Below are 23,824 nucleotides of genomic sequence, written 5' to 3'. Positions count from 1 at the left end.
AAATATTCGTTAAATTATTACATTAATTCTATAAAAATACAGATTAAAAATATAGATTGTGACTAAAAACTAGATTAGAAACTTACTTCTTTATAGTTATTTCATAAGTATTAATCCAATTTTGAACTGTAATTTTTGAGATTAATTCGCCTATTAATTGAAAAGGAATATCTTCTGCTTTTTTAAATCTTATACAACTTTTTCCCATATCTAATTTTTTCTTAGAGTACTTTGGGTATTCAGAAGCAAACCAATTATAGAGTTCTTTATTTGCATATATACCCATATGATAAAAGTTAATACTATTTTTTTGAGAAGCAAAACTCATAAACGGTAAAGGTAATTTTGGATCGCAATGATAACCAGAAGGATAAATTTCATGCGGGACAATATATCCAATCATACCATAACTCATTCTTTCTTCAAATCCTTTTGGAAGATTTTTTAAAATTACTTCTCGAAGTTTTAAAAGTGTACCTTTTCTTTCCTCAGGTGCTTCTTTTATATATTCTTCAGGAGTTTTTGCAGTTGATACCATAACTTAGTCCATTATTGCTTCGTAAATTACTTTCTGAATATTTTCTCTAATATTTTCCCTTGACAATACATTCGTTGTTGCTTCTGGATATGTTCTATTTGATAAGAAAACATATACTATTTCTTTTTCTGGATCTGCCCAAGCCATTGTTCCTGTAAAACCTGTATGACCAAAACTAGTCATTGAAACACAACCACATGTAGGTCCTGATTCTCCTAATTGAGGTTTATCAAATCCTAATCCTCTTCTGTTTTTATCTTTACAATAATAACACGTATTAAAAGCGTTAAATGTTTTCTCAGAGAAAAACTGATCTCCTCCATAATTTCCTTTCTGCATAAACATTTGCATTATTTTTGCAACGTCTAAGGCATTTGAAAATAATCCTGCATGACCTGAAACTCCTCCTTGCATTGCAGCTCCCATATCATGAACATATCCTTGTATTGCTTCGTATCTATAATAATTATCTATTTCTGTAGGAATTATATCATTCATATCGAATTTCTGCAAAGGATTATACATTGTGCTTGTAGCTCCTAATTTAGAATAATAGTTCTCATTCGCCAAAACATCTAATTTTTTACCAGTAGATCTTTCTAAATACTCTTTCATTAAAATAAATGAAAAATCACTATACTTATATTTTACTTTTGGTAACAAATCACTATCCGCAATAGCTTTTATTATAGAATCATTATAATCTTTTCTTAAATATAAATTTTCAGAAACTTGAATAGGAAATTCTTTTGAATATGCTTTTCTGTAATACTTTTCACTTGGTTTTCCTGTTGTTTTATCCAAAGTTTCTTTATAAAAAGGAAGCCATGCTTTAAATCTTGCTTGATGTGTTAACATATCTAATAATGTTGCATTTGCTTTATTTGTTCCTTTAAAAACAGGCAACATTGTACTTAATTTAGTATCTAATTTTACTTTTTCTTTATCAAACTGAATCATTAAATTAGGTAAAGTCGATAAGATTTTAGTTAATGAAGCTACATCGTATAAGTCTGTATTTTTAACATTTATATTTTTATCATACGTGTGATAACCAAATGATTTTTGATATACTACTTTCCCTCTTCTTGCAACAATTATTTGTGCTCCTGGCGTCATTTTTTCATTGATTGCATAATTTGCAATAGAATCAATTCTTGATAAAACATTAGAATTAAGTCCTACATTTTCAGGAGATTCAAATCCTAATCTTCCAATATTATTTGTATTAATTCCATCATTAGTATAAAAATCATTATTTATTGAAACTGGAATTTTTCCTTTTGTTCCAATAGCTCCAAAAATAGCTTCTGCTGCAACTGTTTGAGAAAAATCGTTATTTTGATAAGCTAAAATTAACCCCTCAAAACTATCAAAATTAGCTATTCTTAACAATGAATATGGTTTTGTAAAAAAAGTAACAATTACTTTATTTTGTTTTGCTATTTTATTAAGCCAATTTACATCTTCTTGATTTAAATTATGGTTTTTCCATGCTCCATCTGCTCTATGATATCCTATAATAACTTTAGAATACTTTTTTAATTCAAGTAGTGTTTCATTTAAACCTTTAGTTGTAATCTCGTCAACTCGCGCATACTTATTAAGTACATTTAAAAATGTTTCAGAAGTATCATCCCCTAATTTTAAGTAGGCAATTTTTTCTTCTTCTAAATTTTTAATTGGAATAATTTTATCTTTATTTTTAAGAGTTGTTATAGCATTTTCATACAATGTATAGTTCATTGCATCATATTCTGATTTATTCAAATCTTCATAAAGATTTTCAATTTTTATTGGTTTATAATTATTTAAACCTACTTGATATTTATATTTTAGAATCTTTTTTACAGAAGCAGCTAATCTTTCTTCGGTAATTTTTTTATCATCAAATGCTTCTTTTATTTTTTGAATAGCAACAGGTACATTTTCTGGAAAAAGTAAAATATCGTTCCCTGCTAAAAAAGCTTCTAAATCTATGTCTCCTGGTTGTTTAAAATTACTAGCTCCTTTCATATTTAAAGCGTCAGTAATTACCAATCCATTAAACTTTAATTCATTCTTTAAAATATTAGTAATAACATTATAAGAAATAGATGTAGGGTATCCTTTTCTAGATTCTATACTTGGAACATCTAAATGTGCAACCATAACACTTGCCAATCCTTTTCTTATCATTTCTCTATATGGATACAATTCAATAGAATCTAGTCTCTGTTTACTGTGTTTTACAAGTGGTAATGTATGATGTGAGTCTGCTTCTGTATCTCCATGTCCTGGAAAATGTTTTGCTGTTGCAAGAACGCCTTCACTCTGTAATCCATCCATTAAAGCAATAGCTGCATTGGTTACATTAATTTTATCTTCTCCAAAAGATCGATTTCCAATAATAGGGTTTTTGGGATTTGTATTTATATCAACAACTGGAGCAAAATTGAAATGAATTCCCATTCTTTTCGATTGTTCTGCCATTTGCTTCCCCATTTTTCGTATCAAATTATGATCTTGAATAGCTCCAAGAGTCATATTCCATGGATATCTATACGTTGAGTCTAAACGCATACTCAATCCCCATTCTGCATCAATTCCAACAAATAATGGAATTTTTGATTTAGATTGATATCTATTTGTTAATTGGGATTGCCTTATTGGTCCTCCTTGAAAGAATATAACTCCACCTATTTTATGTTGTGTTACTAAATCATCAATATCTTTATAATGCTCTTCATTTTTATTAGAATAAGCAGCTACCATAAACAACTGACCCACTTTTTCTTCAAAATCTAACTTATTATATACACTATCTACCCATTTTTGCTGAAAATAAAGTGTGCTATCTACTTTAGCATTAGAATGATGTAGATTTGTAATTAATCTTTTCGGTTTAATTATTAGTGAAAATATTGATAGAAATATGAAAGTTGAATATTTTAACATCTGAATTGTATTTAAAAAAAATCATCATTAAGTTGGTCTAATGATGATTTTCAAATATAGTAAAAAAAAAGTTTAAAAAAATCGATTGTGCCAACTATCACTAGCTGGAACTTCCCAAAAATCTTGCCACTCTTCTATTGTATTTACTAAATTATTAAAAACTATTGTGTTAGCAGAAACAGCTTTTTCTTTGGCCATTTTTTTAAACTCAATTAGTGGTTTGTGTGCTATATGTTCGCCTAGTTTAAAAGTAACATTCATTTTATCAAGTAAATCAACGTTAAACTTCTGTTCAAGGCTTTGAATAAATTGTACAGATGCATCAATTGAACATCCTGTAGCTGCTTGAATATCTTGATTTACTGCGATTATTATAAATCGATTGTATTCTAATTTAAAAGAAGCCTCTAAACTTTGACCATGTGCAGACCAGCTTTCAATAAAAGTTTTAGTTTCTTCCTCTATTTGAGCGATTTCTTCATCTGTAAACTTTCTATTAGATTGATAAATCCAGATTCTAGAATGCAATGGTAGTGTGTCAAATGGTATATACATTTTATTGTTTTATAATATCTAATACAACTTTAAAAGGAACAACTTTATTACTTTTTGCATCATATAAATTTGCTTCATAATAAAGCACTTTCACATTATCTGTTGGTTTCACAACTGCATCTTTTAATAAAAATAAATTTTCGAAATTTTCTAATATTAAAAATGAATTTGTTTTACCTGAATCTTCTTTAAGTGTAAATGTTAAAAACTGTTCAGATTTTGTTGCAATAATTTTTCCTGAAATTGATAAATCATCTTGAAAATCATCAGAACCAATATTTTCTTCTTCCATTTCATTTATCAGTTTTAAAAAACTTGGACAATTAAAAGCTAATTGCATACCTACGCTTTCTGCAATTTCTGTCATCTTTTCTTCATTTCCAAGAATATCTTTTCCGAAATGTTTTTCAACATCTTTTTCAAATTTATTAATCGATTCAATAATACATAACCCTAAAGTTATATCTAGATTATCTTTATTAATGTTTTTTTCCTGCGAACATTGACATGTTTGATCTGAAATTTTCTTTATTAGCTCTTCTTTTGAAAGCTTTTGCGCAAAAATTGATTGCGTAATCAATAAAAGGACGATTATTTTTTTCATATTATAAATCTTGTGCGTTTGCAATTAATTCTGCTATATCAAGTACTTTGACTCTACTTTCTTTTTCTTTAAATTTAACTCCATCTGTCATCATAGTGTTACAAAATGGACAACCAGCAGCTATAATATCTGCTTTTGTCTCAATTGCATCTTCTGTTCTTTCAACATTAATGTCTTTATCTCCTTTTTCTGGTTCTTTAAACATTTGTGCTCCACCTGCTCCACAACACAATCCATTTGCTCTAGATCGCTTCATTTCAACTAGTTCAGCATCTAATTTTTGAATCAAATCTCTAGGTGCTTCGTATACATTGTTTGCTCTTCCTAAATAACATGGATCATGAAATGTAATTTTCTTACCTTTAAATTGTCCACCTTCAATTGTTAAACGACCATCATCTAATAATGATTTTAAAAATTGTGTATGATGAACCACTTCGTATTGACCTCCTAATTCTGGATATTCATTTTTTAATGTATTAAAACAGTGTGGACAAGCAGTAACGATTTTTTTTACTTCATAAGCATTCATGACTTCAATATTTGTCATGGCTTGCATTTGGAATAAAAATTCATTTCCAGAACGTTTAGCTGGATCACCTGTACAGCTTTCTTCAGTACCTAAAACTGCAAAAGGGACATTTGCTCTATTTAATATTTTCACAAATGCTTTTGTAATTTTTTTTGCTCTATCATCAAAACTTCCAGCACAACCAACCCAGAATAGAACTTCAGGTTGTTTGCCTTCTGCCATCATTTCAGCCATTGTAGGCACTATAATATTTTCAGACATACATTTTATGTTTAAAGTTTAAAGTTTATATTTTAAGATAAAATAATACAAACTTCAAATTTTTTATTTTTAATTATTTATTCGTGATGTTCGTCATCAAAAACTTGAATGGTAACTTCTTTATCTACTAAATCTGTAAATTTACCTCTATAACGAGTTGCTTTTACTAAGTGATTATCTATCCAATGGTAATTTCCTCCACGTGGTTTCCCCATCAACATTCCATGATATTTAAATCCATACTTTTTCAACCAAGTTTCAGTAACTTCTCTATGTGCTTCTGTCCTTGAAGTGAAAAAGAAAATTATATGTCCTTCGTCATACCATTTATTCAAAGTAGCCAAAGCATCTGGATATACTTCCGCAGTAGCCATTCGTTCTGGCTCTTCATTAGGAATATCATCACAAATTGTTCCGTCAATATCTATAAGGTAATTTTTAATTCCTTCGGGTAAAATTGGACTTAAATGTTCTCCATTAATTGTTAAGGTTTGTAATTTCCCTTCTATTTCTTCTTTCTTCATTTTTTAATCTTCGTTTTTCCAGTTTAACCTATCCATTTGATTATATTGCCAAGGCGCTCCATTGTTTTCAATGTTTGTCATCATATTATTCAACTCCATTGGAGCTGCACTTTGTTCCATTACTAAATAACGTCTCATATCCATAATAATAGATAAAGGACTAATATTTACAGGACATTCTTCAACACAAGCGTTACAAGAAGTACATGCCCAAAGCTCTTCTGGCGTAATAAAATCATTTAATAAAGACTTTCCGTCTTCAACAAAAGTTCCTTTATTTGCATCAATATTTTTTCCTACTTGTTCTAGTCTATCACGTGTATCCATCATGATTTTTCTAGGAGAAAGCTTTTTCCCTGTTTGATTTGCAGGACAAGAAGAAGTACAACGTCCGCACTCTGTACAGGTATAAGCATTTAACAACTGAACCCAATTTAAGTCTTGCACATCAGAAGCTCCAAATTTTGCAGGCACAGCATCTGGATTTGCAGGAGCTGCAAACGGATCAACCGATGGGTCCATCATTAATTTTACTTCGTTAGTAACACTTTCTAAGTTATCAATTTTTCCTTTTGCATTTAAATCTGCAAAATAAGTATTTGGAAAAGCTAATAGAATATGCAAATGCTTAGAAAAATATAAATAATTTAAGAACACTAAGATTCCTGAAATATGTAGCCACCATGCTGCTCTTTCAATTAGAGCCACAACATTATTATCAATACCATTAAAAATTGGAGCTATAAATTGTGAAATTGGAAATGAACCTGCTTGATGGTAATGACCAAATCCGCCTTCAACAAATTGCAAATGTAAATCAGCAGCATTCATTAATAAGAATAAAGACATCAACACTAATTCAAAATACAAAATGTAATTAGCATCATTTTTTGGATATCCTTTCATTTCTGGTTTCCAAAATCGTTTTAGTTTTATAACGTTTCTTCTTACCCAGAAAATAATAATAGCTATTAATACTAAAAATGCTAAGATTTCGAATGAACCTATAAGTATATCATAAAATCCTCCTAAAAATCTAAAAACTCTATGTGTTCCAAAAAGACCATCAATGATAATTTCAAGTACTTCTAAGTTTATAATTATAAATCCTAAATAAACAATAATATGCAATATTCCGGCAACAGGTCTTTTTACCATTTTGGATTGCCCAAGAGCAATCATCGCCATGTTTTTCCAACGAGCTGAAGGATTATCTTTTCTATTTACGTTTTGACCTAATTTAATATTTCGAATTAATTTTTTTACATTTCGAGCAAAATATCCTATTCCTGCTATTAAAAGAATGGCAAATAAAATGTTTGGTAAAATATTCATAGTAAATTAGTCTTTTATCTGTTCGTTTTTATCATTAATCTCTGGTGCAACATAAGGTTTGTTTTTCTTTCCAAAAACCGAGACATTTACATAGCGAGTAGGGTGTAGTCTTAGATCTTGCAACAACAATTCTAATTCTTTAGAAGCATTAGTAAAGTTTGTGTACATGGCTTCATCTTTCATTAGTTTCCCCATTGTTCCCTTTCCTGCTTCAATATCGGTCATTATTTTATCTACATTAGCTAATGTCTTTTCTAAACTTTTAACTGTTTCACCTAAGTTTGCTTTTGCTAAGGAATCAGACATTACTGCAAAATTTGCTGTTGTTTTGTCTAAATTTGTAAATGAAGCATCTAATTTAGCCTTATTATTAGCTAATAAACTATTCAAGTTTTTAGAAACACCACTAAACTCTGTTAATGTTTTATTTAGCTCTGATAAACTGTTTTTTAAATCAGCTTTTGCTTTTTTATCTAGTATCTCATTAAAGTTTGAAAATAACACATTTGCATTTTCTAATAATAGATTAACTTTATCTTTTAAAGGTACTATCTGTTTTGCAAAAGCATCTGTTAATCCTAACTTCGATGTTGCTTTAAGATATTCACCAGACGCTATCAAATTTGAATCATCATCATTTGGAATAATAATAATTTCTTTTCCTCCTAATGGCGATGAACCTGTTAATTCTGCAATACTTGATTTTGATATAGGATAATCTGAAGTAATTGATAATTCTACCAATACTTTTCTATTTTCTAAAAAATCATATTTATTTACTCTTCCTACTGTAACTCCTTTTATTTTCACAGATGAAGAAGGTTCTAATCCTTCTACAGAGTCGTAAATAACATATATCTTTTTACTTGCATCAAATAAGTTTTTACCTTTTAAAAATTGATATCCCCATATAAAAAGTAAAATTGAGGAAATAACTAAAATTGCGGTTTTAATTTCTCGTGTCAGTTTCAAAATAAATTATTTTTAACAAAAATAAAACTTTATTTTATTTAATCGCATCAGATAGGTTAATTTTTACTCCATCTTTATAAGCAACAACAAAAGCAGATTTATAGCCTTTTGCTTTTGCTTCTTCTACTCTTTTTTTAGCTTCATCATAAGATGATTCGTTTCCGTAAAAATATTTATATAGTTTTCCTACATGTTCCACACTAATATCTTTCAATCCTTTAAAGTTTGAAGGGACTGTTTTTATATTTGAATTACTTGCTGATATTTGAACTTTAAATTCAATTTTAGTTTTTATTTCTTTTATTTCACTAGCAGCTGATGTATTTCCTTCCACTTTTTTAACCTCTGTTTGTACGGTTTTAGGAACATTACCTGTTGATGAAACTTTAAAGTAATCTTTTTTATAAGATAGAATTGCATCTGCAATGGCTTTTGCAATTTCATTCTGACCTGTTTCTGTGTTTAAATAAGTCCCTTCTACTTTATTTGACAAAAAACCTATTTCAATTAAGACACCAGGCATATAAGATGCGTCTAAAACCCATAAAGGTGCTTGCTTTACTCCTCTACTTTTCTTACTTAATCCATTTTTAAAATTATCTTCAACAAAAGCTGCTAATTCAATACTTTGATTTAAATATTCTTCTTGTAAAATTTTAAGTCCAATTAAAGATTCTGGTCTATTTGGGTCAAATCCTTTATAATTTTCTTTGTAATCATCTTCTAAAAGAATTACAGAATTTTCATTTTTTGCTACTTCTAAGTTTGTTGTACTTCTACTTAATCCCATAACGAAAGTTTCTGTTCCAAATGCTGAATAGTTTTTTGCTGCGTTACAATGAATTGATACAAATAAATCTGCATCTTCTTTATTGGCGTTAATTGCTCTATCTTTTAATTCAACAAAAACATCTGTTTTCCTTGAATATACAAAGTCGAAATCTGAATCTTTACTTAAATATTCACCAACTTTTAATGTCACTGCTAAAGCAATCTTTTTTTCAACAAATCCATGATGTACATTTCCATAATCTTTTCCTCCATGACCAGCATCTAAAACTACTTTAAATTTTGATTTTGATTGAGAAAAAACCATCATACTTTGAAGTACTAATACAATAATTACTAGTACTTTAAATTTATTTTTTATTTTTAGAAAACAACTTGTTTTGTTTAGCATCGTTATAATTTTATTAAAAACTTATTTTTGCAAAAAAATATATGTAAGTTTGACACTTCAAAAAGTGAGCCAAATTTATACAAAAATACTATTATTAGTGTTGCATACAAAGTTATTTTATATCGTTTTTTTAGTCCTTTTTCTAATAACTGGAAAAACGACTATCTATTCTCAAGAAATAAAGACAAAAAAAACTTTTGAATCTGGGAAAAAAACTGTTCAGTTAAATGAAAGTGGAGCAATCATTGTTAATGATTCCGTTAAAAAAACGACCAATAATAATCCTGAAGAGATTACTATAAAAAATGACAGTATTAAAAAGAAACCTTTACTTGAAGGAATTGTTAAGCGAAAAGCAAAAGATTATGAAAAGGCTAATCAAAAAACAAAAGAACTTACACTTTATAATGAGGCCGAGTTATACTATACTGATATTGAATTAAAAGCTGGGATAATTATTCTAAATTATGAAAAGAATGAGGTTTATGCTGGTAGAATAAAAGATAGTTTAGGAAATTACACTCAGTATCCTGTTTTTAAACAAGGGGAAAACATTATTGAACCTGATTCTATTCGATTTAATTTTAAAACAAAAAAAGCTTTAGTTTGGAATTCTAAAACAAAGCAAGGAGAAATGAATATTTTAGCTGAAAAGTCTAAAAGAGAGAATGATTCTGTTTACTTTTTAAAGAATGCAAGAATAACTACTTCTAAAAATGTTCTTGATCCTGAATATTATTTTTTAGTTAGAAAGGTAAAATTTGTTCCAAAGAAAAAAGTAGTAGCTGGATTTACTAATTTGTATATAGCAGATGTTCCAACTCCTTTATTCTTGCCTTTTTCTTATTTTCCAATGACAGAAGAAAGTACTTCTGGTTTTATTGTTCCAACTCCTGGTCAATCTAATCAACAAGGTTATTTTCTACAAAATGGTGGTTATTATTTTGCACTTAGTGATTATTATGACTTAGCAATTTTAGGTGATTATTACACAAATGGTAGTTATGGTTTGCGTTTTGAAAGTAGCTATGCTAAACGTTATAAATATAATGGACGCGTTAATTTTAGACTTGAGAATAATATTCAGAGCGAGAAAGGATTACCTGATTATTCGAGATCATCTCAATACAACATTCAGTGGTCGCATAGCCAAGATGCAAAAGCTGCTGCAAATTCTCGTTTTTCAGCATCTGTAAACCTTGGAAGTAGTCAATATTTTAGACAATCTGTTAATTTAGCTAATGTTGGTTCTAGTTTAAATAACAACTTAAGTTCGTCTATATCTTATTCAAAAACATTCCAAACGATACCACAAATTAACTTTTCATTATCTGCAACACATAATCAAAACACAAATACAGAATTAATTAATATGACTTTACCAACTCTACAAGCTAGTGTTGATCGTATTTTTCCTTTTGCTCCAAAAGACGGGATTAAGAAAGGTTTTTTTAAGAATATTAATTTCCAATACAATTTAAGAGGAGAAAATAGAATTACAACCGCAGATTCTCTTTTCTTTAAACCTCAAATGTTTAGAGATGCTAAAACAGGTTTTCAACACTCTATTCCAATTAGTACAAACTTTAAATTGCTCAACCATTTTAGTGTTACAACTAGTGCAAATTACAATGAAGTATGGACTTTGAATACTGTAGAAAAGTCTTTTAGTTCTTCTGAAAACAAAATAATTACTGAAGATGTTAAAGGGTTTGATGCATTTAGAACTTATAATTTCAGTGCTAATTTAGGAACTACTATTTATGGAACATTTGACTTTGGGGAAGATAAAAAAATTCAAGCCATAAGACATGTCATGAGACCAAATATATCTTATAGTTATGCTCCAAGTTTTGAAAAATACTATGACACTTATGCTATAGATGCAACTGGAAATACAATGAGTGATTATACTCGTTTTGAAGGTGGACTTTTTGGAGCTCCAGGGAAAGTTTATGCAAGTAGTGTTGGTTTCTCTCTTAGCAATTCCTTTGAAGCAAAAGTTAGAGATGATGAAAGCACCACCGGAAAGCCTAAAAAAGTAATGCTTTTAAATAGTTTAAACATTGCAACAACATATAATTTAGCAGCCGATTCTTTAGCTTTAGCTCCATTAAGAGTAAGTGGTGGTACATTATTATTCAAACAAAAAATGAATGTCAATTTTGCTACTACTCTAGATCCGTATGCAATTGATAACTCAGGAACAAGAATTGAGCGTTTTAATATTGATAATGGTGGAAGTTTATTCAGAATGACCAGTGCAAACATGACGGTTAATTATGCTTTTTCAAGTACTGATTTTAATAATAAAGGTAATACTAACGCTTCTAATCAGACCGCTCAAAATGGTGGTAGACAAGACGATCTATTTGGTATTGGTTCAAATCTAAATGATAATAGAGAAAGTCTTTTTAACAAAGATGGCGAAGATGAAGATGAAGACACAAGCGATGAATGGTATAATACCAAACTGCCTTGGGATTTAAACTTAGCGTATTCTGTTACATATAATAATCGAAATAGAGAAAATGAGATTGGATCACATTCTTTAATGATGTCTGGAAATATTGAAATGGCTCCTAGATGGAAAGTTGGATTCTCTTCTGGATATGATTTTAAACAAAAAGGAGTCACTTTTACACAACTACGTTTTGAAAGAGATTTGGAAAGTTGGAGAATGAGTTTTAACTGGGTTCCTTATGGAACAAATAGTTATTGGGGTTTCTTTATCGGAATAAGTTCTTCTGTTCTTAGTGACATTAAATGGGAAAAACGTCAATTACCAGATAGAGTTTTTAGGTAATTTTCCATACTTAAAATGAACAATATTTATTTATAAAAAGTATTCTTATGAAAAAAATAATTTTTACAGACAAAGCTCCAGCTCCTATTGGCCCATACAATCAAGCTGTTTTAGTAGGAAACACACTATATACTTCAGGGCAAATTGCTATTAATCCCGCAAATGGTGAATTAGTTTTAGATAATATTGAAACTGAAACTAAACAAGTAATGGAAAATATGAAAGCTGTTTTAGAAGCTGCTGAAATGACATTTGAAAATGTAGTAAAATCGACTATTTTTATTAGTGATATGAATGATTTTGCTAAAATAAATGGTATTTATGGTCGTTATTTTGATGAGAAAACAGCGCCAGCAAGAGAAACAGTACAAGTAGCATGCTTACCAAAAAATGTTAATGTTGAAATTTCAATGTTAGCAATTAAATAATCATGGAATAAGAATATAAAATTGAATCCTATCATAAAAATTGATAGGATTTTTTTATAGTAATAATTAAAAAAAGTAGTAATGAATAATCAATTAATTATTGAACAAAACTGGTGGAAAAGAAATTGGAAATGGTTTTTACCAACACTACTTTTCTCTATTTTAACTGGACTCTTCTTAGCATTGAGTATTAATGGAAATGCAACTGATATTGCTCAAGCGTATTCTGATAATTCTCTTTATGAAAAAACAATTGAAAAAGCTAGATCAAATGAAAGAGTTTTAGAAATAATTGGAGATATTAAACCAATTGATAAACTAGCCTTTATTGAAGGAGATGCTATTTATTCCAACAACAATAGTTCGGTAGCACTATCGCTAAGAATAGAAGGCAGTAAAAGAAAAGGGAAAATAGACATTATTGCTGATAAAAATGGAACAAAATGGGAGTATAAAAAAATTAACATTAGAATTAAAAATCCTAAAGAAGAAATTCAAATTTTAAAAGATTCTATTGAAGTACATTAATATTATAATTCCATTTTTTTTAATTTTATACTATTACACCATAATCCATTTTCACATTATCCATTACCACATGAGTGTAAAAATGCTTTAGATTTTTGTTATCCATAAGGTGTATTTTTTGAAACTCTTCAAAATGTCGCATATCTTTTGTGTGAGTGATTAATACAAAATCATACGTTCCTGTTACATAATAACATTGTGAAACTTCTTTGCAACTTTTCATCGCAATTTTAAACTCATCTATTGCTTTTGAATTTCCTTCATATAATATAACATCAATGATACATGTTATTCCAATACCTATTGCTTCAGGAGAAATTATAGAAATATCAGCTTGAATAACATTTTCATTACGCATTTTTGTTATTCTTCTTTGAATAGCACTTTGGCTCAAATTGATTTTATGGCTAAGCTCTTCTGTTGTGATTTTATTGTTTTTTTGAAGAAAACTTAATATTTTTTTATCATACTCATCCAGTAAACGCATAATTTAATCATTTAGCTTTTAAAATTACATTTTTTATTGTGATATAGTACATATTTTGCGCAAAATAATCAATATTAAACCTATAATTTTGCGTTATAAATAATTTAGAAATATAATGAAAATACAAAATAGTACTGTAAATGACATTGAAGATATCAGAAGATTATATGATGAAGCAATAGCTTATCAAAAAAACAAAAAAGGTTTACCATGGCAAATTTTAGCAAAAGAAATTATTGAAATGGAAATTATAGAAAACAGACAATGGAAATTAGTTATTGATAATGAAATTGCTTGTGTTTGGGTAACTACTTTTTCTGATCCAGAAATATGGGGAGAAAAAAATCTTACTCCTAGCGTTTATCTTCATAGAATAGCTACAAATCCAAAATTTAGAGGACAAAACGTTATTTCTAAGGTTATTAATTGGGCTAAAGAATTTGGAGTTCAAAATAAAAAAAGCAAATTACGTTTAGATACTGCTGGAATAAATCCTGGATTAATAACAATGTATGTGAAAAATGGTTTTAAGTTTATAGATATAACTGAAATTGGAAGTTCTGAAAAATTACCAACTCATTATCATAATGTGCCTATTTGCTTATTTGAAATAACATTAGATACAGCCTTTTTATAGTAAGCAATAATATGACATTATTTTTTACTGACTTAATTAAGTCTGGATTAATAATAAATCTATTATCTATGTTTCCACTTAGATGGAGAAAAAAGATTAAGATTTTTTATTAGCCAGTACTGCATATATTATTTATGACATACTTTTAGGTACACTTCCTATTATTAATTGGTTCTACTATTGTGGTATTATTACATAGCTATAGATTGAATAAAATGCAAAAAATAAAGAATGCTGAGTAGATTTTATTTTAAATTTATTATCTATTTTTTATTTCATCTAATCCTAATAACAAAAGTTGAGCTGTCGCTTCATTTGTTGCTAATGGAATATTGTGGACATCGCAAATACGAATTAACATAGAAATATCGGGTTCATGTGCATGACTTGAGTTTGGGTCTTTAAAAAATAGAACCATTTTAGTTTTACCTTCTGCTACTCTAGCCGCAATTTGAGCATCTCCTCCTAATGGACCTGAAAGCATTTTTTTTACTTTAATTCCTACGCTTTCTACTCTGCCGCCTGTAGTTCCTGTTGCTATTAGTTTTATATTTTCAGCTAATAAGATATTTTTATTCTTGTTTAGAAATTGTACCATGTCGGCTTTTTTCCCATCGTGAGCAATAACTGCTATTTCAAATTGTTTTCCCATAATTCAAAGGTAAAAAAACCACGTTTATACGTGGTAAAATTTATTTATTTAAAATATGATATGCTATTAAACCGTCAATAGGTCTTCTTAATACATTACCTATACTAATTCCATATTTTTTCAGCATTTCAGTAAGTTCATCTTTTAAATAAAAAGCGATTGAGCCTACAAAATGAACTGGAATTTCTTTGCAATTTTCAAATTGCATGATATAATTTTCTATAAATTCTTGTAATTCTTCTTTTATAAATTTTTTACAAAAATCTGTGTCTTTATGTTTTATTAAAAATTTTGCAAATGTTGCCAAATAAGCGTTTGGATTTGGTTCTTTATATAAGTTAGCTTTGATAAAGTCTGGATCTACATTAAACTCTTTTTCAAATTCTTTTGCCATTTCTAATGGCATGTTATTAAAATAATAACCTCTTATTAAGTGTCTTCCAAAACGATTTCCACTACAATCATCCATTGCAATGTAACCTAATGATTGTACTTTTTGATGCAGTACTTGTCCGTCAAAATAACTACAATTTGATCCTGTTCCTAATATACAAACAATTGCTTTTTCGTTTTTAGGTGTAGTAGCATAAACGGCTGCATAAGTATCTTCATGTACAGAAACTATTGCATTTGAAAAATAGTCCTCAAAAACTGTTGCTAAAAAGTTTTTCATTCTATCTGTTCCACAGCCTGCTCCATAAAAGTATAAATGAGTTGCTTTTAATTTATTATGAGAAATATCAAATTTATTCTCTAATCTAGCGATAACTTCTTCTTTAGTTAATACTTCTGGATTTAGCCCTAAAGATTGCGTGGTAAAAATAACTTTTCCATTATCGTCAATAGCTATCCAATCGGCTTTTGTGGAGCCACTATCTACAAGTAGTTTCATTTTTTTAGTTTTATTATGTAATTAGCCCTGATAAAGCCATTGTTGGAGCTCTTTTATTTTGGCTGAAAGTTAAAAATAAAAAGCGACTGGCGAAAGCAGGAAATTGCTTTAAATAAAAAATCTTACTTAAATATAAGGATTAAGTAAGATTTTTGTTGTATTCATTTTATTTTACAGCCATTACATGTGCTGCTAAATCTAATAATTTTGATGAATATCCATATTCATTATCATACCATGATACTATTTTAAAGAATGTAGAATTTAATCCGATTCCTGCGTTTGCATCAATAATTGATGTACGTGAATCTGAAACAAAGTCTTGTGAAACTACTAAATCTTCTGTATATCCTATGATTCCTTTTAATTCATTTTCTGATGCTTTTTTGAAAACAGCCATTATTTCATCATAAGTTGTTTCTTTTGCAACTTTAACTGTTAAATCTACACATGAGACATCTGCTGTTGGCACACGCATTGACATTCCTGTTAATTTTCCGTTTAATTCTGGAATTACTTTTCCTACTGCTTTTGCTGCTCCTGTTGAAGCTGGAATAATGTTTAATAAAGCTGCTCTTCCTCCACGAAAATCTTTTTTAGAAGGTCCATCTACTGTTAATTGTGTTGCTGTTGTTGCGTGAACCGTTGTCATTAATGCTTCTACAATTCCAAAATTATCATTAATTACTTTTGCTAAAGGAGCTAAACAATTCGTTGTACATGATGCATTTGAGACTATTTTATCTGACGCTTTTACTTTATCATGATTAACTCCCATTACAAACATAGGAGCATCGGCAGATGGTGCCGAAATGACTACTTTTTTTGCTCCACCATCTATATGTAATTGTGCTTTTTCAAGTGTTGTGAAAATTCCTGTACATTCTGCAACTACGTCTACATCTATATTTGCGTCATCCCATTTTAATTGTGCTGGATCTTTTTCGGCTGTTACTCGAATATATTTATCATTAACATATAATTGTCCGTCTTTAACTTCTACTTTACCATTAAAACGACCATGAACTGAATCATATTTTAATAAATAAGCTAAATGATCTACATTTAATAAATCGTTAATAGCTACTACTTTTATATTATCTCTATTTATTGATTCTCTAAATACTATTCTTCCAATTCTTCCGAATCCGTTTATTCCTAATTTTATTTTTGACATATTTATATATTTATTTTGTACTTTTTATGTGATTTTTTATGTTGTCATTATATCTGACACTCTTAATAATTCTGTATCTATTGCCGTATGGCCTTTTATAGCTTGCTCTAATGGTGTTAGGGCTACTTTATCGTTTAATAATCCAACCATGAAATTAGATTTTCCATCTAATATAGATTCGACTGCTTTTACGCCTAATCTTGAAGCTAATACTCTATCAAAACATGATGGTGATCCTCCTCTTTGCATGTGACCTAAAACAGATACTCTAACATCATATTCTGGTAAATTTTCTTCTACATAATCTTTTAATTCGAATACATTCTTTCCTATTTTGTCTCCTTCGGCTACGACAACAATACTTGAAGATTTACCTGATTCTTTACTTCTTTTTAATGATTCTAATAGTCTTTCTAGTCCTAAATCTTCTTCAGGAATAAGAATTTCTTCTGCTCCAGCTCCAATTCCTGTATTTAAAGCAATATGTCCTGCATCTCTTCCCATTACCTCAACAAAAAATAAACGGTTATGTGAACTGGCAGTATCTCTAATTTTATCTATTACTTCTACTACTGTGTTTAATGCTGTATCATATCCTAATGTATGACTTGTACCAAAAATATCATTATCAATGGTTCCTGGAATTCCCATTACAGGAAAATTATATTCACTATTAAATACTTCTGCTCCTGTAAATGATCCATCTCCACCAATTACTACTAATGCATTTACTCCTGCTTTAACAAGGCTCTCATGGGCTTTTTTTCTTCCTTCAACTGTCATGAATTCTTTTGATCTAGCTGATTTTAAAATGGTTCCTCCTTTATTAATTATATTATTAACAGATCTAGGTCCTAATTCTTTAAAATCGCCTTCAATCATACCTTGATAGCCTCTATATATACCTAAACATTCTATATTGTGAAAAGCACAGGTTCTTACAACTGAGCGTATTGCTGCATTCATTCCTGGTGAATCTCCTCCAGATGTGAGGACACCTATCTTTTTAATGTTTGATGTCATTTATTATTTATTTATTGTAAATTTAGAAAAGGAAAATGGAATTTGTAACTATTTTTAACAGTTATTGAATTTAATACTAAAATTCAATCGTTTTCGTTAATAACTTTTTAGTTTTTAATATAAAAAACAGTAAATTAATCTATTTCTGGAACTTTTTGATCTTCTGGAGCTTTTTGAATTTTATTTCTTCTGTTATTAATTGATTCTAAAAATTCTGGATCTATATCAGAATCTGGAAAATCGTTTGAAGAATTATTTTCTGTTTTTTTCTTTTTATTTTTTTTAAAAATCTCTCTAATCAATTCTTTAAATGTATCGAAATCTACGGAATAGTTTAAACCAATTCCTTGTGTGTAACCAATTCCTTCTCCTATATAATTAATATCATTTTCTCTATTAAATACTCTTGCTCTCAATGAACCATCTTCATTTAATTGCATTTGAATTTCTACGTCTCCAACTAGTACTGATTCTGTTACACCACCTACTGGAACTCCTACTTTTCCATTTATAGAAATTTTATCATTAATTTGTGTACTCAATGTAAGTCCTACTCTATCTGATATTTGATTAATTCTGTCTCCTTGGCTATAATCTACACCTACTTGTAATTTTGCATCTTGATCCGAGAAGATATCATTAAATAATGAACTTGCTGTTTCAAATAATGATCCATAAGCTACATTTCCAGCATTTTCAGGAGTTGTAAAAGATCCAAATGCTAATAAAGCAAATGCTTGATTTTGACGTACATCTTTATTCTGCAATCGATAATCTATTTCACTTTTAAGAACACTACTTACTGTTGGAAAATTAATATTAAAATCTGGTTCAGGATTACTTAAACTTCCATTAATTATAATAGATACTTCTGTAGGTAATTTTCTATTAGTATTAAAAGATGAGCTTTCAATTAACACAGATGGATTTGCTTGAGTTTCATAGATCGCTTCAAGATTTAAAATTGCTCCTAATGGATCTCCTTCCCATCTTATAGTACTTCCTTTTTTAACATAGAATTTTTTATCAAATAGTCCTGCTTTTTTAAAATTATATTCTCCTTCTTGAACTTGGAAATCTCCATACATTAAAAACTTACCTAGAGTATTTATTTCCATTTTCATAGATCCATATCCTCTGCCTTTCATAGCATGCCCTGATTCTCTATCTAGAATTACTTCGATTTCTGCATCTGTATCAATATCAAAATCTAAATCTAATTCAATACCATTGTATTTGTTTTTTCTTAATTTATCAATTGATGTTTTATTTAAATCTTCTTCTCTTATAAAAGTCATATACGCTTTTTGTCCTACATCTTCTGAATTACTCACTGGTATTTTTATAGATGTTCCTTTCTCTGATTCTCCAACAACTTTTACTAATAATGATTCTACTGGTCCGCTTATGTTTGCTTTTCCTTTCATAAAAGCAGTTCCATAATAATATGCATCTTCAGAATCTTTTGTATTTAATCCTAAAATATTATCTGATTTTAATTCAAGGTTTAATTCCCAATCTGAAAAAGCATTATGCTTAACATAACCATTTAAAATTCCTTGCGTATTAAATTTTGTATCTGTAATAGCAATGCTTCTAAATAGAAATTCACGTTCTGTTACATCTACAATAGCATTTTTTTCAAAATTATAATCAACATTTAGATAAGGTGCATTTAGTCCTGCATTATTTAAATATAATCTTCCATCAATCTCTGGTTTTGTAATCAATCCTCTAATTGTGGCATTACCTGTTGCATCTCCTCTTACATCTGTGAGTACATTTCCTATCAATGAACCAAATGGTGCTAAATCAAAAGCATTAAAACCTGCATCCATATTTAACACTGATTTTTTATCGTTATATTCTATATTTCCGTTTAAGTAGAATCTTTCATCTCCTCTTTGAACAATATAAGAATCTACTCCAAATCTATTTAAATTTTCATTTCCTTCAACAAGAACATATAAATCGCCAACAGGATATTTATTAATTTTAAGACTATCAATTCTTATATCTGACAATGGTTTATGAAAATTATTATCTTGTTCATACTTAGCAAATCCATTTAGTCTTCCATCAATACTAATACTATCTAATGAAGGTGTTATTTTATTTAAATCGACATCGTTAAATGTTAAATTAAAATTTTTATATGTTGAATCTCTCATTTCTCCATGGAAATCCATATTCTGATTTTCATGAGATAATCTAAATTTTTGAAATTTAAAATTCTTAAAGCTTTTATCGAAAACTATTTTATTGTCATTATTCTCTTTTTCATTTATAAACCATAAATAGTCCTTAAACTTAACTTCAGATTTTTTAAATCCGATTACAGATTCTTTATTTTCATCTATTGTATGATATAAGTTCAAAGAGAAATCATCATTATTATTGTTTCCTCCTTTAAACTCTGTTCTAACAAACAGTGTATCATTCATTGTTAAGTTAATCAAATTAAAATTTGATATCTTATAATATTTAGATCGAATACTATCCATTTCTATATAAGTGTTATATAACGGATTTTTATTATCTATATCAACTTTAATATTTGTAAAATTATTTTCGAACGCTATTACATTTGGCGAACTAAAATCAAAATCAAATTTTCCTAAATCGGCATTAATTTTACCTTTAATTTTCGTGTTTTCGGAAATAGAAATTTGTGGAATGAATATTTCTACTATTTTATTATAAATTGTAAAATTAAAATCTAAAAACTGTCCTTTTTGTAATTTGTTTGGAGAATAATTCGCATATAAACTTCCTACTGCATTTTCTATTATTTTTCTTACTTGATTAATTTTATATTTTCCTACTACTTTACCTGTAATAATATCTGGTGAATTAATTGTTATCGTTCTAATTCTTTCGGAGTCAAAACTTGAATTCAATTCAAAATCATCAAAAAAGTAGCTATCTAAATTATTCTGATATGAAACATTTGTAACTCTTAGTGATCCATCTAAATCGTCTAATGTGTTTCCTTTTGCTAAAAAGAATATATTTCCTTTAAAGATAGAAATTGTGTCAATTTTAGAAAAGTGTAGTGCGTGTAAATCTACATAATCAATATGCGCTTTGAAATTATAATTTTTAACTTTTGAACCTAAATCAACAAGTCCATCAAAATCCATTTTTAAATTTGGATCATTACTATTAAAGTAACCCTCAAAGTATGGCATTTTCATCTTACCATCAACTGTAATGTTTTGATAATTATATTTATTATAATAAAATTTATCAATTTTACCTTTTACTTTAGTATTTAAATATTGCTTATTAAATCCTTTTCCATCTACATCTAAATTAAGCGTAACTTCTCCTATTTCACTCTCATTTAAAAATTTACCTAAATTAAAATTATCGAAAATAACATTTCCTTGATAGGTTGCATTATCGATATTTCCCATATCTTGAATTGAAAGATTACTTTGAATATTTCCTAGAACAGACGTAATAAAGACATCTGAATTTATATAGCTATCTGTCAATTCTACATTTCCATTTAGTGAAACTTTTCCTAATTTTGAAAGTGAAGTAGGTAAACTTTTACCTAATATATTAGGCAAAATCACTTTTAAATCTTCATAATCTGATGTTATTTTGGTAAACTCTCCATTTATATAAAAAGATTCGTTTTTATTAAACAAATTTTTAAAATTAATAGTTCCATTTATTTCAGAATGATTTTTATCACTTAACTTTAATTTATGTGTTGTAAAATTATTTAAAGTTCCTAAAAGATGCGTATCAATATTGAAAACATTATCTTTTCCAAATTCGTTATAAAAATAATTTAAGTCATTAGATGAAATATGTGCTTTATCCATCTGAACATCAAAAATCACTTTATTATTAAAATCTGAAAAATCTTTTCTTTTATATTTTAATTCAACCTTCCCTTTCATTACAGATTCTGCCGTAGTTAAATCTAAATTATCTAATAATATGTTTTTTTTAGTATAAGTAAAATTTGATGTAAGGTTTTCTACAGATAATCCTCTATAATCTTTAAACGAAAGTGTCTTAATATAAGTTGTTACATCTGGACCTTTAATGAAAAACTTTTCAATTTGTCCATTAAGATTTTGAAAATCTAAAATTTTTGGTGTTTCTAAATTTTGATTTGTATATCTAAATCTACTATTATAAACAACCATTAAACTAGTTTTCATTCTAAACTTTCCAGATGAAGGAGAACCATCATCAAAAGCTTCAATAAACTTATCTATATTGGTATAATCTTCTCCTTTATACTGAGTAATTTTACAATTAAAACCATCTAAAATAACATCTCCCAAATATGGATGTCCATCATTATATAAACTTTTTATACTTAAAATAGATGTATTAACTCTTTTAATAAAGAACAAAGTATCTTTATGATGGTCTCTTACTAGAACTTCTCTTAATTTTACTGTACCAAAAGGCGTAATTGCAATTCTATCGATACTAATATTAGTTCCAAAATCTTCATTCAGTTTTTCAGTTACATATCTACCTATAAATGTTTGAACAGGAGGTAATGACAAGAGTATGCCCGACACTAGAAGAAGAAGCAATAAAAACAATAATGTTCGAAAGAATATTTTTTTTAATTTTTTGATACTCTAAAAAGGTTTAAATTTGCGTGGTTGACTGCTACTTGATGGATTAACAACAAAAATAAGCATTTTTGTAAGACAATTACAATAGCGTTAACTCAAATTTCATGCCTTTTTTAATAATGAAAAAAAAAATATACACTCTTGCTATTGAAAGCTCATGCGATGATACTTCCGCAGCAGTATTATGTAATGATAAAGTTCTCTCAAATATTGTAGCTCAACAAGCTATACACAAAGAATATGGAGGTGTTGTTCCTGAGTTAGCTTCAAGAGCTCATCAACAAAACATTGTCCCTGTTGTAGATGTTGCAATAAAAAAAGCAGGAATCTCAAAAGAAGAACTAAATTGTATTTCTTTTACTCAAGGACCTGGATTAATGGGTTCATTACTAGTAGGAGGCTCTTTCGCAAAATCAATGAGCATGGCTTTAAACATTCCTTTGATTGCAGTAAACCATATGAAAGCACATATTTTAGCCCATTTTATTGATGAAGAAGGATTTGATAAACCCACTTTTCCTTTTATAGCACTTACAATAAGTGGAGGACATACTCAAATTGTACAAGTAAACAGTTTTTTTGATTTAAAAATTATTGGAGAAACTACTGATGATGCTGTTGGTGAAGCTTTTGATAAGTCTGCAAAAATATTAGGTCTTCCCTATCCTGGTGGACCATTAATAGACAAATATGCACAAGAAGGAAACCCAAAAGCTTTTAAATTTACTAAACCAAAAGTAGAAGGTTTAAATTTTAGTTTTAGCGGATTAAAAACACAAATTTTATATTTTATACAAAAAAATACTGCAATTAATCCTAACTTTATAGAGGAAAATAGAAATGATATTTGTGCTTCAATACAAGACACTATAATTGAAATTTTAATGGATAAACTAAAAATTGCAGTAAAAGAAACAGGAATAAATCAAGTAACAATTGGAGGTGGTGTTTCTGCTAATTCTGGGATAAGAAAAACACTAAAAGAAACTGAAAAAAAATACGGTTGGAAAACCTATATTCCAAAATTTGAATATACAACTGATAATGCTGCCATGATAGGAATTGTAGGTTATTATAATTTCCTTGAAAATAATTTCAGCAAAAACACTACAGTTTCTAAAGCTCGAATAGAATTTTAAT

At 28.4% G+C, this 23,824-nt stretch carries 20 protein-coding genes; 5 read left to right on the top strand and 15 right to left on the bottom strand.

What is annotated here, in order from left to right; genetic code table 11:
* Positions 1 to 82 precede the first annotated feature (82 nt).
* From LXD69_RS12645 to LXD69_RS12605, 9 genes are all read right to left on the bottom strand, one after another.
* A complete protein-coding gene (locus LXD69_RS12645; protein WP_246915678.1) occupies positions 83 to 538 on the bottom strand; it encodes a DUF1801 domain-containing protein in 456 nt (151 codons plus the stop codon).
* Between the two features lie 3 nt (positions 539 to 541).
* Complete coding sequence (locus LXD69_RS12640) at positions 542 to 3,475, bottom strand: glycoside hydrolase family 3 N-terminal domain-containing protein (protein ID WP_246915677.1); 2,934 nt, start codon at positions 3,473 to 3,475, stop codon at positions 542 to 544.
* 72 nt (positions 3,476 to 3,547) lie between these two features.
* Positions 3,548 to 4,030 (bottom strand): hypothetical protein, encoded by a 483-nt coding sequence (locus LXD69_RS12635; protein WP_045971671.1) that lies wholly within the window; start codon positions 4,028 to 4,030, stop codon positions 3,548 to 3,550.
* Between the two features lies 1 nt (position 4,031).
* Positions 4,032 to 4,634, bottom strand: coding sequence for a hypothetical protein (locus tag LXD69_RS12630; protein WP_246915676.1), 603 nt, complete (start codon positions 4,632 to 4,634; stop codon positions 4,032 to 4,034).
* 1 nt (position 4,635) lies between these two features.
* Positions 4,636 to 5,427: a (Fe-S)-binding protein gene (locus LXD69_RS12625; RefSeq protein ID WP_246915675.1), complete on the bottom strand. Its 792-nt coding sequence runs from the start codon at positions 5,425 to 5,427 to the stop codon at positions 4,636 to 4,638.
* A gap of 77 nt (positions 5,428 to 5,504) precedes the next feature.
* Positions 5,505 to 5,951 (bottom strand): LNS2 domain-containing protein, encoded by a 447-nt coding sequence (locus LXD69_RS12620; protein ID WP_045971678.1) that lies wholly within the window; start codon positions 5,949 to 5,951, stop codon positions 5,505 to 5,507.
* Positions 5,952 to 5,954: 3 nt separating this feature from the next.
* A complete protein-coding gene (locus LXD69_RS12615; RefSeq protein WP_045971680.1) occupies positions 5,955 to 7,286 on the bottom strand; it encodes a (Fe-S)-binding protein in 1,332 nt (443 codons plus the stop codon).
* A 6-nt stretch (positions 7,287 to 7,292) separates the two neighbouring features.
* A complete protein-coding gene (locus LXD69_RS12610; protein WP_246915674.1) occupies positions 7,293 to 8,258 on the bottom strand; it encodes an MlaD family protein in 966 nt (321 codons plus the stop codon).
* Positions 8,259 to 8,292: 34 nt separating this feature from the next.
* Complete coding sequence (locus tag LXD69_RS12605; RefSeq protein WP_246915673.1) at positions 8,293 to 9,438, bottom strand: N-acetylmuramoyl-L-alanine amidase; 1,146 nt, start codon at positions 9,436 to 9,438, stop codon at positions 8,293 to 8,295.
* A gap of 64 nt (positions 9,439 to 9,502) precedes the next feature.
* Here LXD69_RS12605 and LXD69_RS12600 point away from each other — a divergent pair, with 64 nt between their 5' ends.
* The 3 genes from LXD69_RS12600 (at position 9,503) to LXD69_RS12590 (ending at position 13,200) form a co-directional block, all read left to right on the top strand.
* A complete protein-coding gene (locus LXD69_RS12600; protein WP_246915672.1) occupies positions 9,503 to 12,244 on the top strand; it encodes a putative LPS assembly protein LptD in 2,742 nt (913 codons plus the stop codon).
* Between the two features lie 47 nt (positions 12,245 to 12,291).
* Positions 12,292 to 12,672 carry a RidA family protein gene (locus LXD69_RS12595; protein ID WP_045971684.1) on the top strand — a complete coding sequence of 127 codons (381 nt, stop codon included), beginning with the start codon at positions 12,292 to 12,294 and terminating at the stop codon, positions 12,670 to 12,672.
* An 81-nt stretch (positions 12,673 to 12,753) separates the two neighbouring features.
* A complete protein-coding gene (locus tag LXD69_RS12590) occupies positions 12,754 to 13,200 on the top strand; it encodes a cytochrome c oxidase assembly factor Coa1 family protein (RefSeq protein ID WP_246915671.1) in 447 nt (148 codons plus the stop codon).
* A gap of 25 nt (positions 13,201 to 13,225) precedes the next feature.
* Here the strand turns inward: LXD69_RS12590 and LXD69_RS12585 are convergent, their stop codons facing one another.
* On the bottom strand, positions 13,226 to 13,687 hold the full coding sequence (locus LXD69_RS12585; RefSeq protein WP_045971687.1) for an Lrp/AsnC family transcriptional regulator: 462 nt from the start codon (positions 13,685 to 13,687) through the stop codon (positions 13,226 to 13,228).
* Positions 13,688 to 13,802: 115 nt separating this feature from the next.
* On the opposite strand from LXD69_RS12585, the gene LXD69_RS12580 reads away from it, so the two are divergent.
* Positions 13,803 to 14,324 carry a GNAT family N-acetyltransferase gene (locus LXD69_RS12580; protein ID WP_246915670.1) on the top strand — a complete coding sequence of 174 codons (522 nt, stop codon included), beginning with the start codon at positions 13,803 to 13,805 and terminating at the stop codon, positions 14,322 to 14,324.
* Between the two features lie 259 nt (positions 14,325 to 14,583).
* On the opposite strand, the gene LXD69_RS12575 is transcribed toward LXD69_RS12580, so the two are convergent.
* The 5 genes from LXD69_RS12575 to LXD69_RS12555 all read right to left on the bottom strand — a co-directional run bounded on the left by LXD69_RS12575 (position 14,584) and on the right by LXD69_RS12555 (position 22,624).
* The gene (locus LXD69_RS12575) at positions 14,584 to 14,976 is read right to left on the bottom strand and encodes a methylglyoxal synthase (protein ID WP_045971691.1); all 393 of its coding nucleotides are present in this window, start codon (positions 14,974 to 14,976) and stop codon (positions 14,584 to 14,586) included.
* Positions 14,977 to 15,016: 40 nt separating this feature from the next.
* Positions 15,017 to 15,868 carry an N-acetylglucosamine kinase gene (locus tag LXD69_RS12570; RefSeq protein WP_045971694.1) on the bottom strand — a complete coding sequence of 284 codons (852 nt, stop codon included), beginning with the start codon at positions 15,866 to 15,868 and terminating at the stop codon, positions 15,017 to 15,019.
* 166 nt (positions 15,869 to 16,034) lie between these two features.
* Complete coding sequence (gene gap / locus LXD69_RS12565) at positions 16,035 to 17,045, bottom strand: type I glyceraldehyde-3-phosphate dehydrogenase (RefSeq protein ID WP_246915669.1); 1,011 nt, start codon at positions 17,043 to 17,045, stop codon at positions 16,035 to 16,037.
* Between the two features lie 36 nt (positions 17,046 to 17,081).
* Positions 17,082 to 18,068: a 6-phosphofructokinase gene (gene pfkA, locus LXD69_RS12560; RefSeq protein ID WP_246915668.1), complete on the bottom strand. Its 987-nt coding sequence runs from the start codon at positions 18,066 to 18,068 to the stop codon at positions 17,082 to 17,084.
* A gap of 134 nt (positions 18,069 to 18,202) precedes the next feature.
* A complete protein-coding gene (locus LXD69_RS12555; protein WP_246915667.1) occupies positions 18,203 to 22,624 on the bottom strand; it encodes a translocation/assembly module TamB domain-containing protein in 4,422 nt (1,473 codons plus the stop codon).
* Positions 22,625 to 22,803: 179 nt separating this feature from the next.
* Here LXD69_RS12555 and tsaD point away from each other — a divergent pair, with 179 nt between their 5' ends.
* Complete coding sequence (tsaD, locus tag LXD69_RS12550) at positions 22,804 to 23,823, top strand: tRNA (adenosine(37)-N6)-threonylcarbamoyltransferase complex transferase subunit TsaD (protein WP_394799729.1); 1,020 nt, start codon at positions 22,804 to 22,806, stop codon at positions 23,821 to 23,823.
* Position 23,824 lies beyond the last annotated feature (1 nt).

Origin of the sequence: Flavobacterium sediminilitoris (assembly GCF_023008245.1) — a bacterium.
Taxonomy (GTDB): domain Bacteria; phylum Bacteroidota; class Bacteroidia; order Flavobacteriales; family Flavobacteriaceae; genus Flavobacterium; species Flavobacterium sediminilitoris.
The sequence above is the reverse complement of the archived record's forward strand: the minus strand, read 5'-3'. Positions and strand labels throughout refer to the sequence as shown.

Coding starts and splice junctions, on each gene's coding strand:
- LXD69_RS12645 (WP_246915678.1), bottom strand. CDS start 538: ATGGTATCAACTGCAAAAACTCCTGAAGAATATATAAAAGAAGCACCT.
- LXD69_RS12640 (WP_246915677.1), bottom strand. CDS start 3,475: ATGTTAAAATATTCAACTTTCATATTTCTATCAATATTTTCACTAATA.
- LXD69_RS12635 (WP_045971671.1), bottom strand. CDS start 4,030: ATGTATATACCATTTGACACACTACCATTGCATTCTAGAATCTGGATT.
- LXD69_RS12630 (WP_246915676.1), bottom strand. CDS start 4,634: ATGAAAAAAATAATCGTCCTTTTATTGATTACGCAATCAATTTTTGCG.
- LXD69_RS12625 (WP_246915675.1), bottom strand. CDS start 5,427: ATGTCTGAAAATATTATAGTGCCTACAATGGCTGAAATGATGGCAGAA.
- LXD69_RS12620 (WP_045971678.1), bottom strand. CDS start 5,951: ATGAAGAAAGAAGAAATAGAAGGGAAATTACAAACCTTAACAATTAAT.
- LXD69_RS12615 (WP_045971680.1), bottom strand. CDS start 7,286: ATGAATATTTTACCAAACATTTTATTTGCCATTCTTTTAATAGCAGGA.
- LXD69_RS12605 (WP_246915673.1), bottom strand. CDS start 9,438: ATGCTAAACAAAACAAGTTGTTTTCTAAAAATAAAAAATAAATTTAAA.
- LXD69_RS12595 (WP_045971684.1), top strand. CDS start 12,292: ATGAAAAAAATAATTTTTACAGACAAAGCTCCAGCTCCTATTGGCCCA.
- LXD69_RS12590 (WP_246915671.1), top strand. CDS start 12,754: ATGAATAATCAATTAATTATTGAACAAAACTGGTGGAAAAGAAATTGG.
- LXD69_RS12585 (WP_045971687.1), bottom strand. CDS start 13,687: ATGCGTTTACTGGATGAGTATGATAAAAAAATATTAAGTTTTCTTCAA.
- LXD69_RS12580 (WP_246915670.1), top strand. CDS start 13,803: ATGAAAATACAAAATAGTACTGTAAATGACATTGAAGATATCAGAAGA.
- LXD69_RS12575 (WP_045971691.1), bottom strand. CDS start 14,976: ATGGGAAAACAATTTGAAATAGCAGTTATTGCTCACGATGGGAAAAAA.
- LXD69_RS12570 (WP_045971694.1), bottom strand. CDS start 15,868: ATGAAACTACTTGTAGATAGTGGCTCCACAAAAGCCGATTGGATAGCT.
- gap (WP_246915669.1), bottom strand. CDS start 17,045: ATGTCAAAAATAAAATTAGGAATAAACGGATTCGGAAGAATTGGAAGA.
- pfkA (WP_246915668.1), bottom strand. CDS start 18,068: ATGACATCAAACATTAAAAAGATAGGTGTCCTCACATCTGGAGGAGAT.
- tsaD (WP_394799729.1), top strand. CDS start 22,804: ATGAAAAAAAAAATATACACTCTTGCTATTGAAAGCTCATGCGATGAT.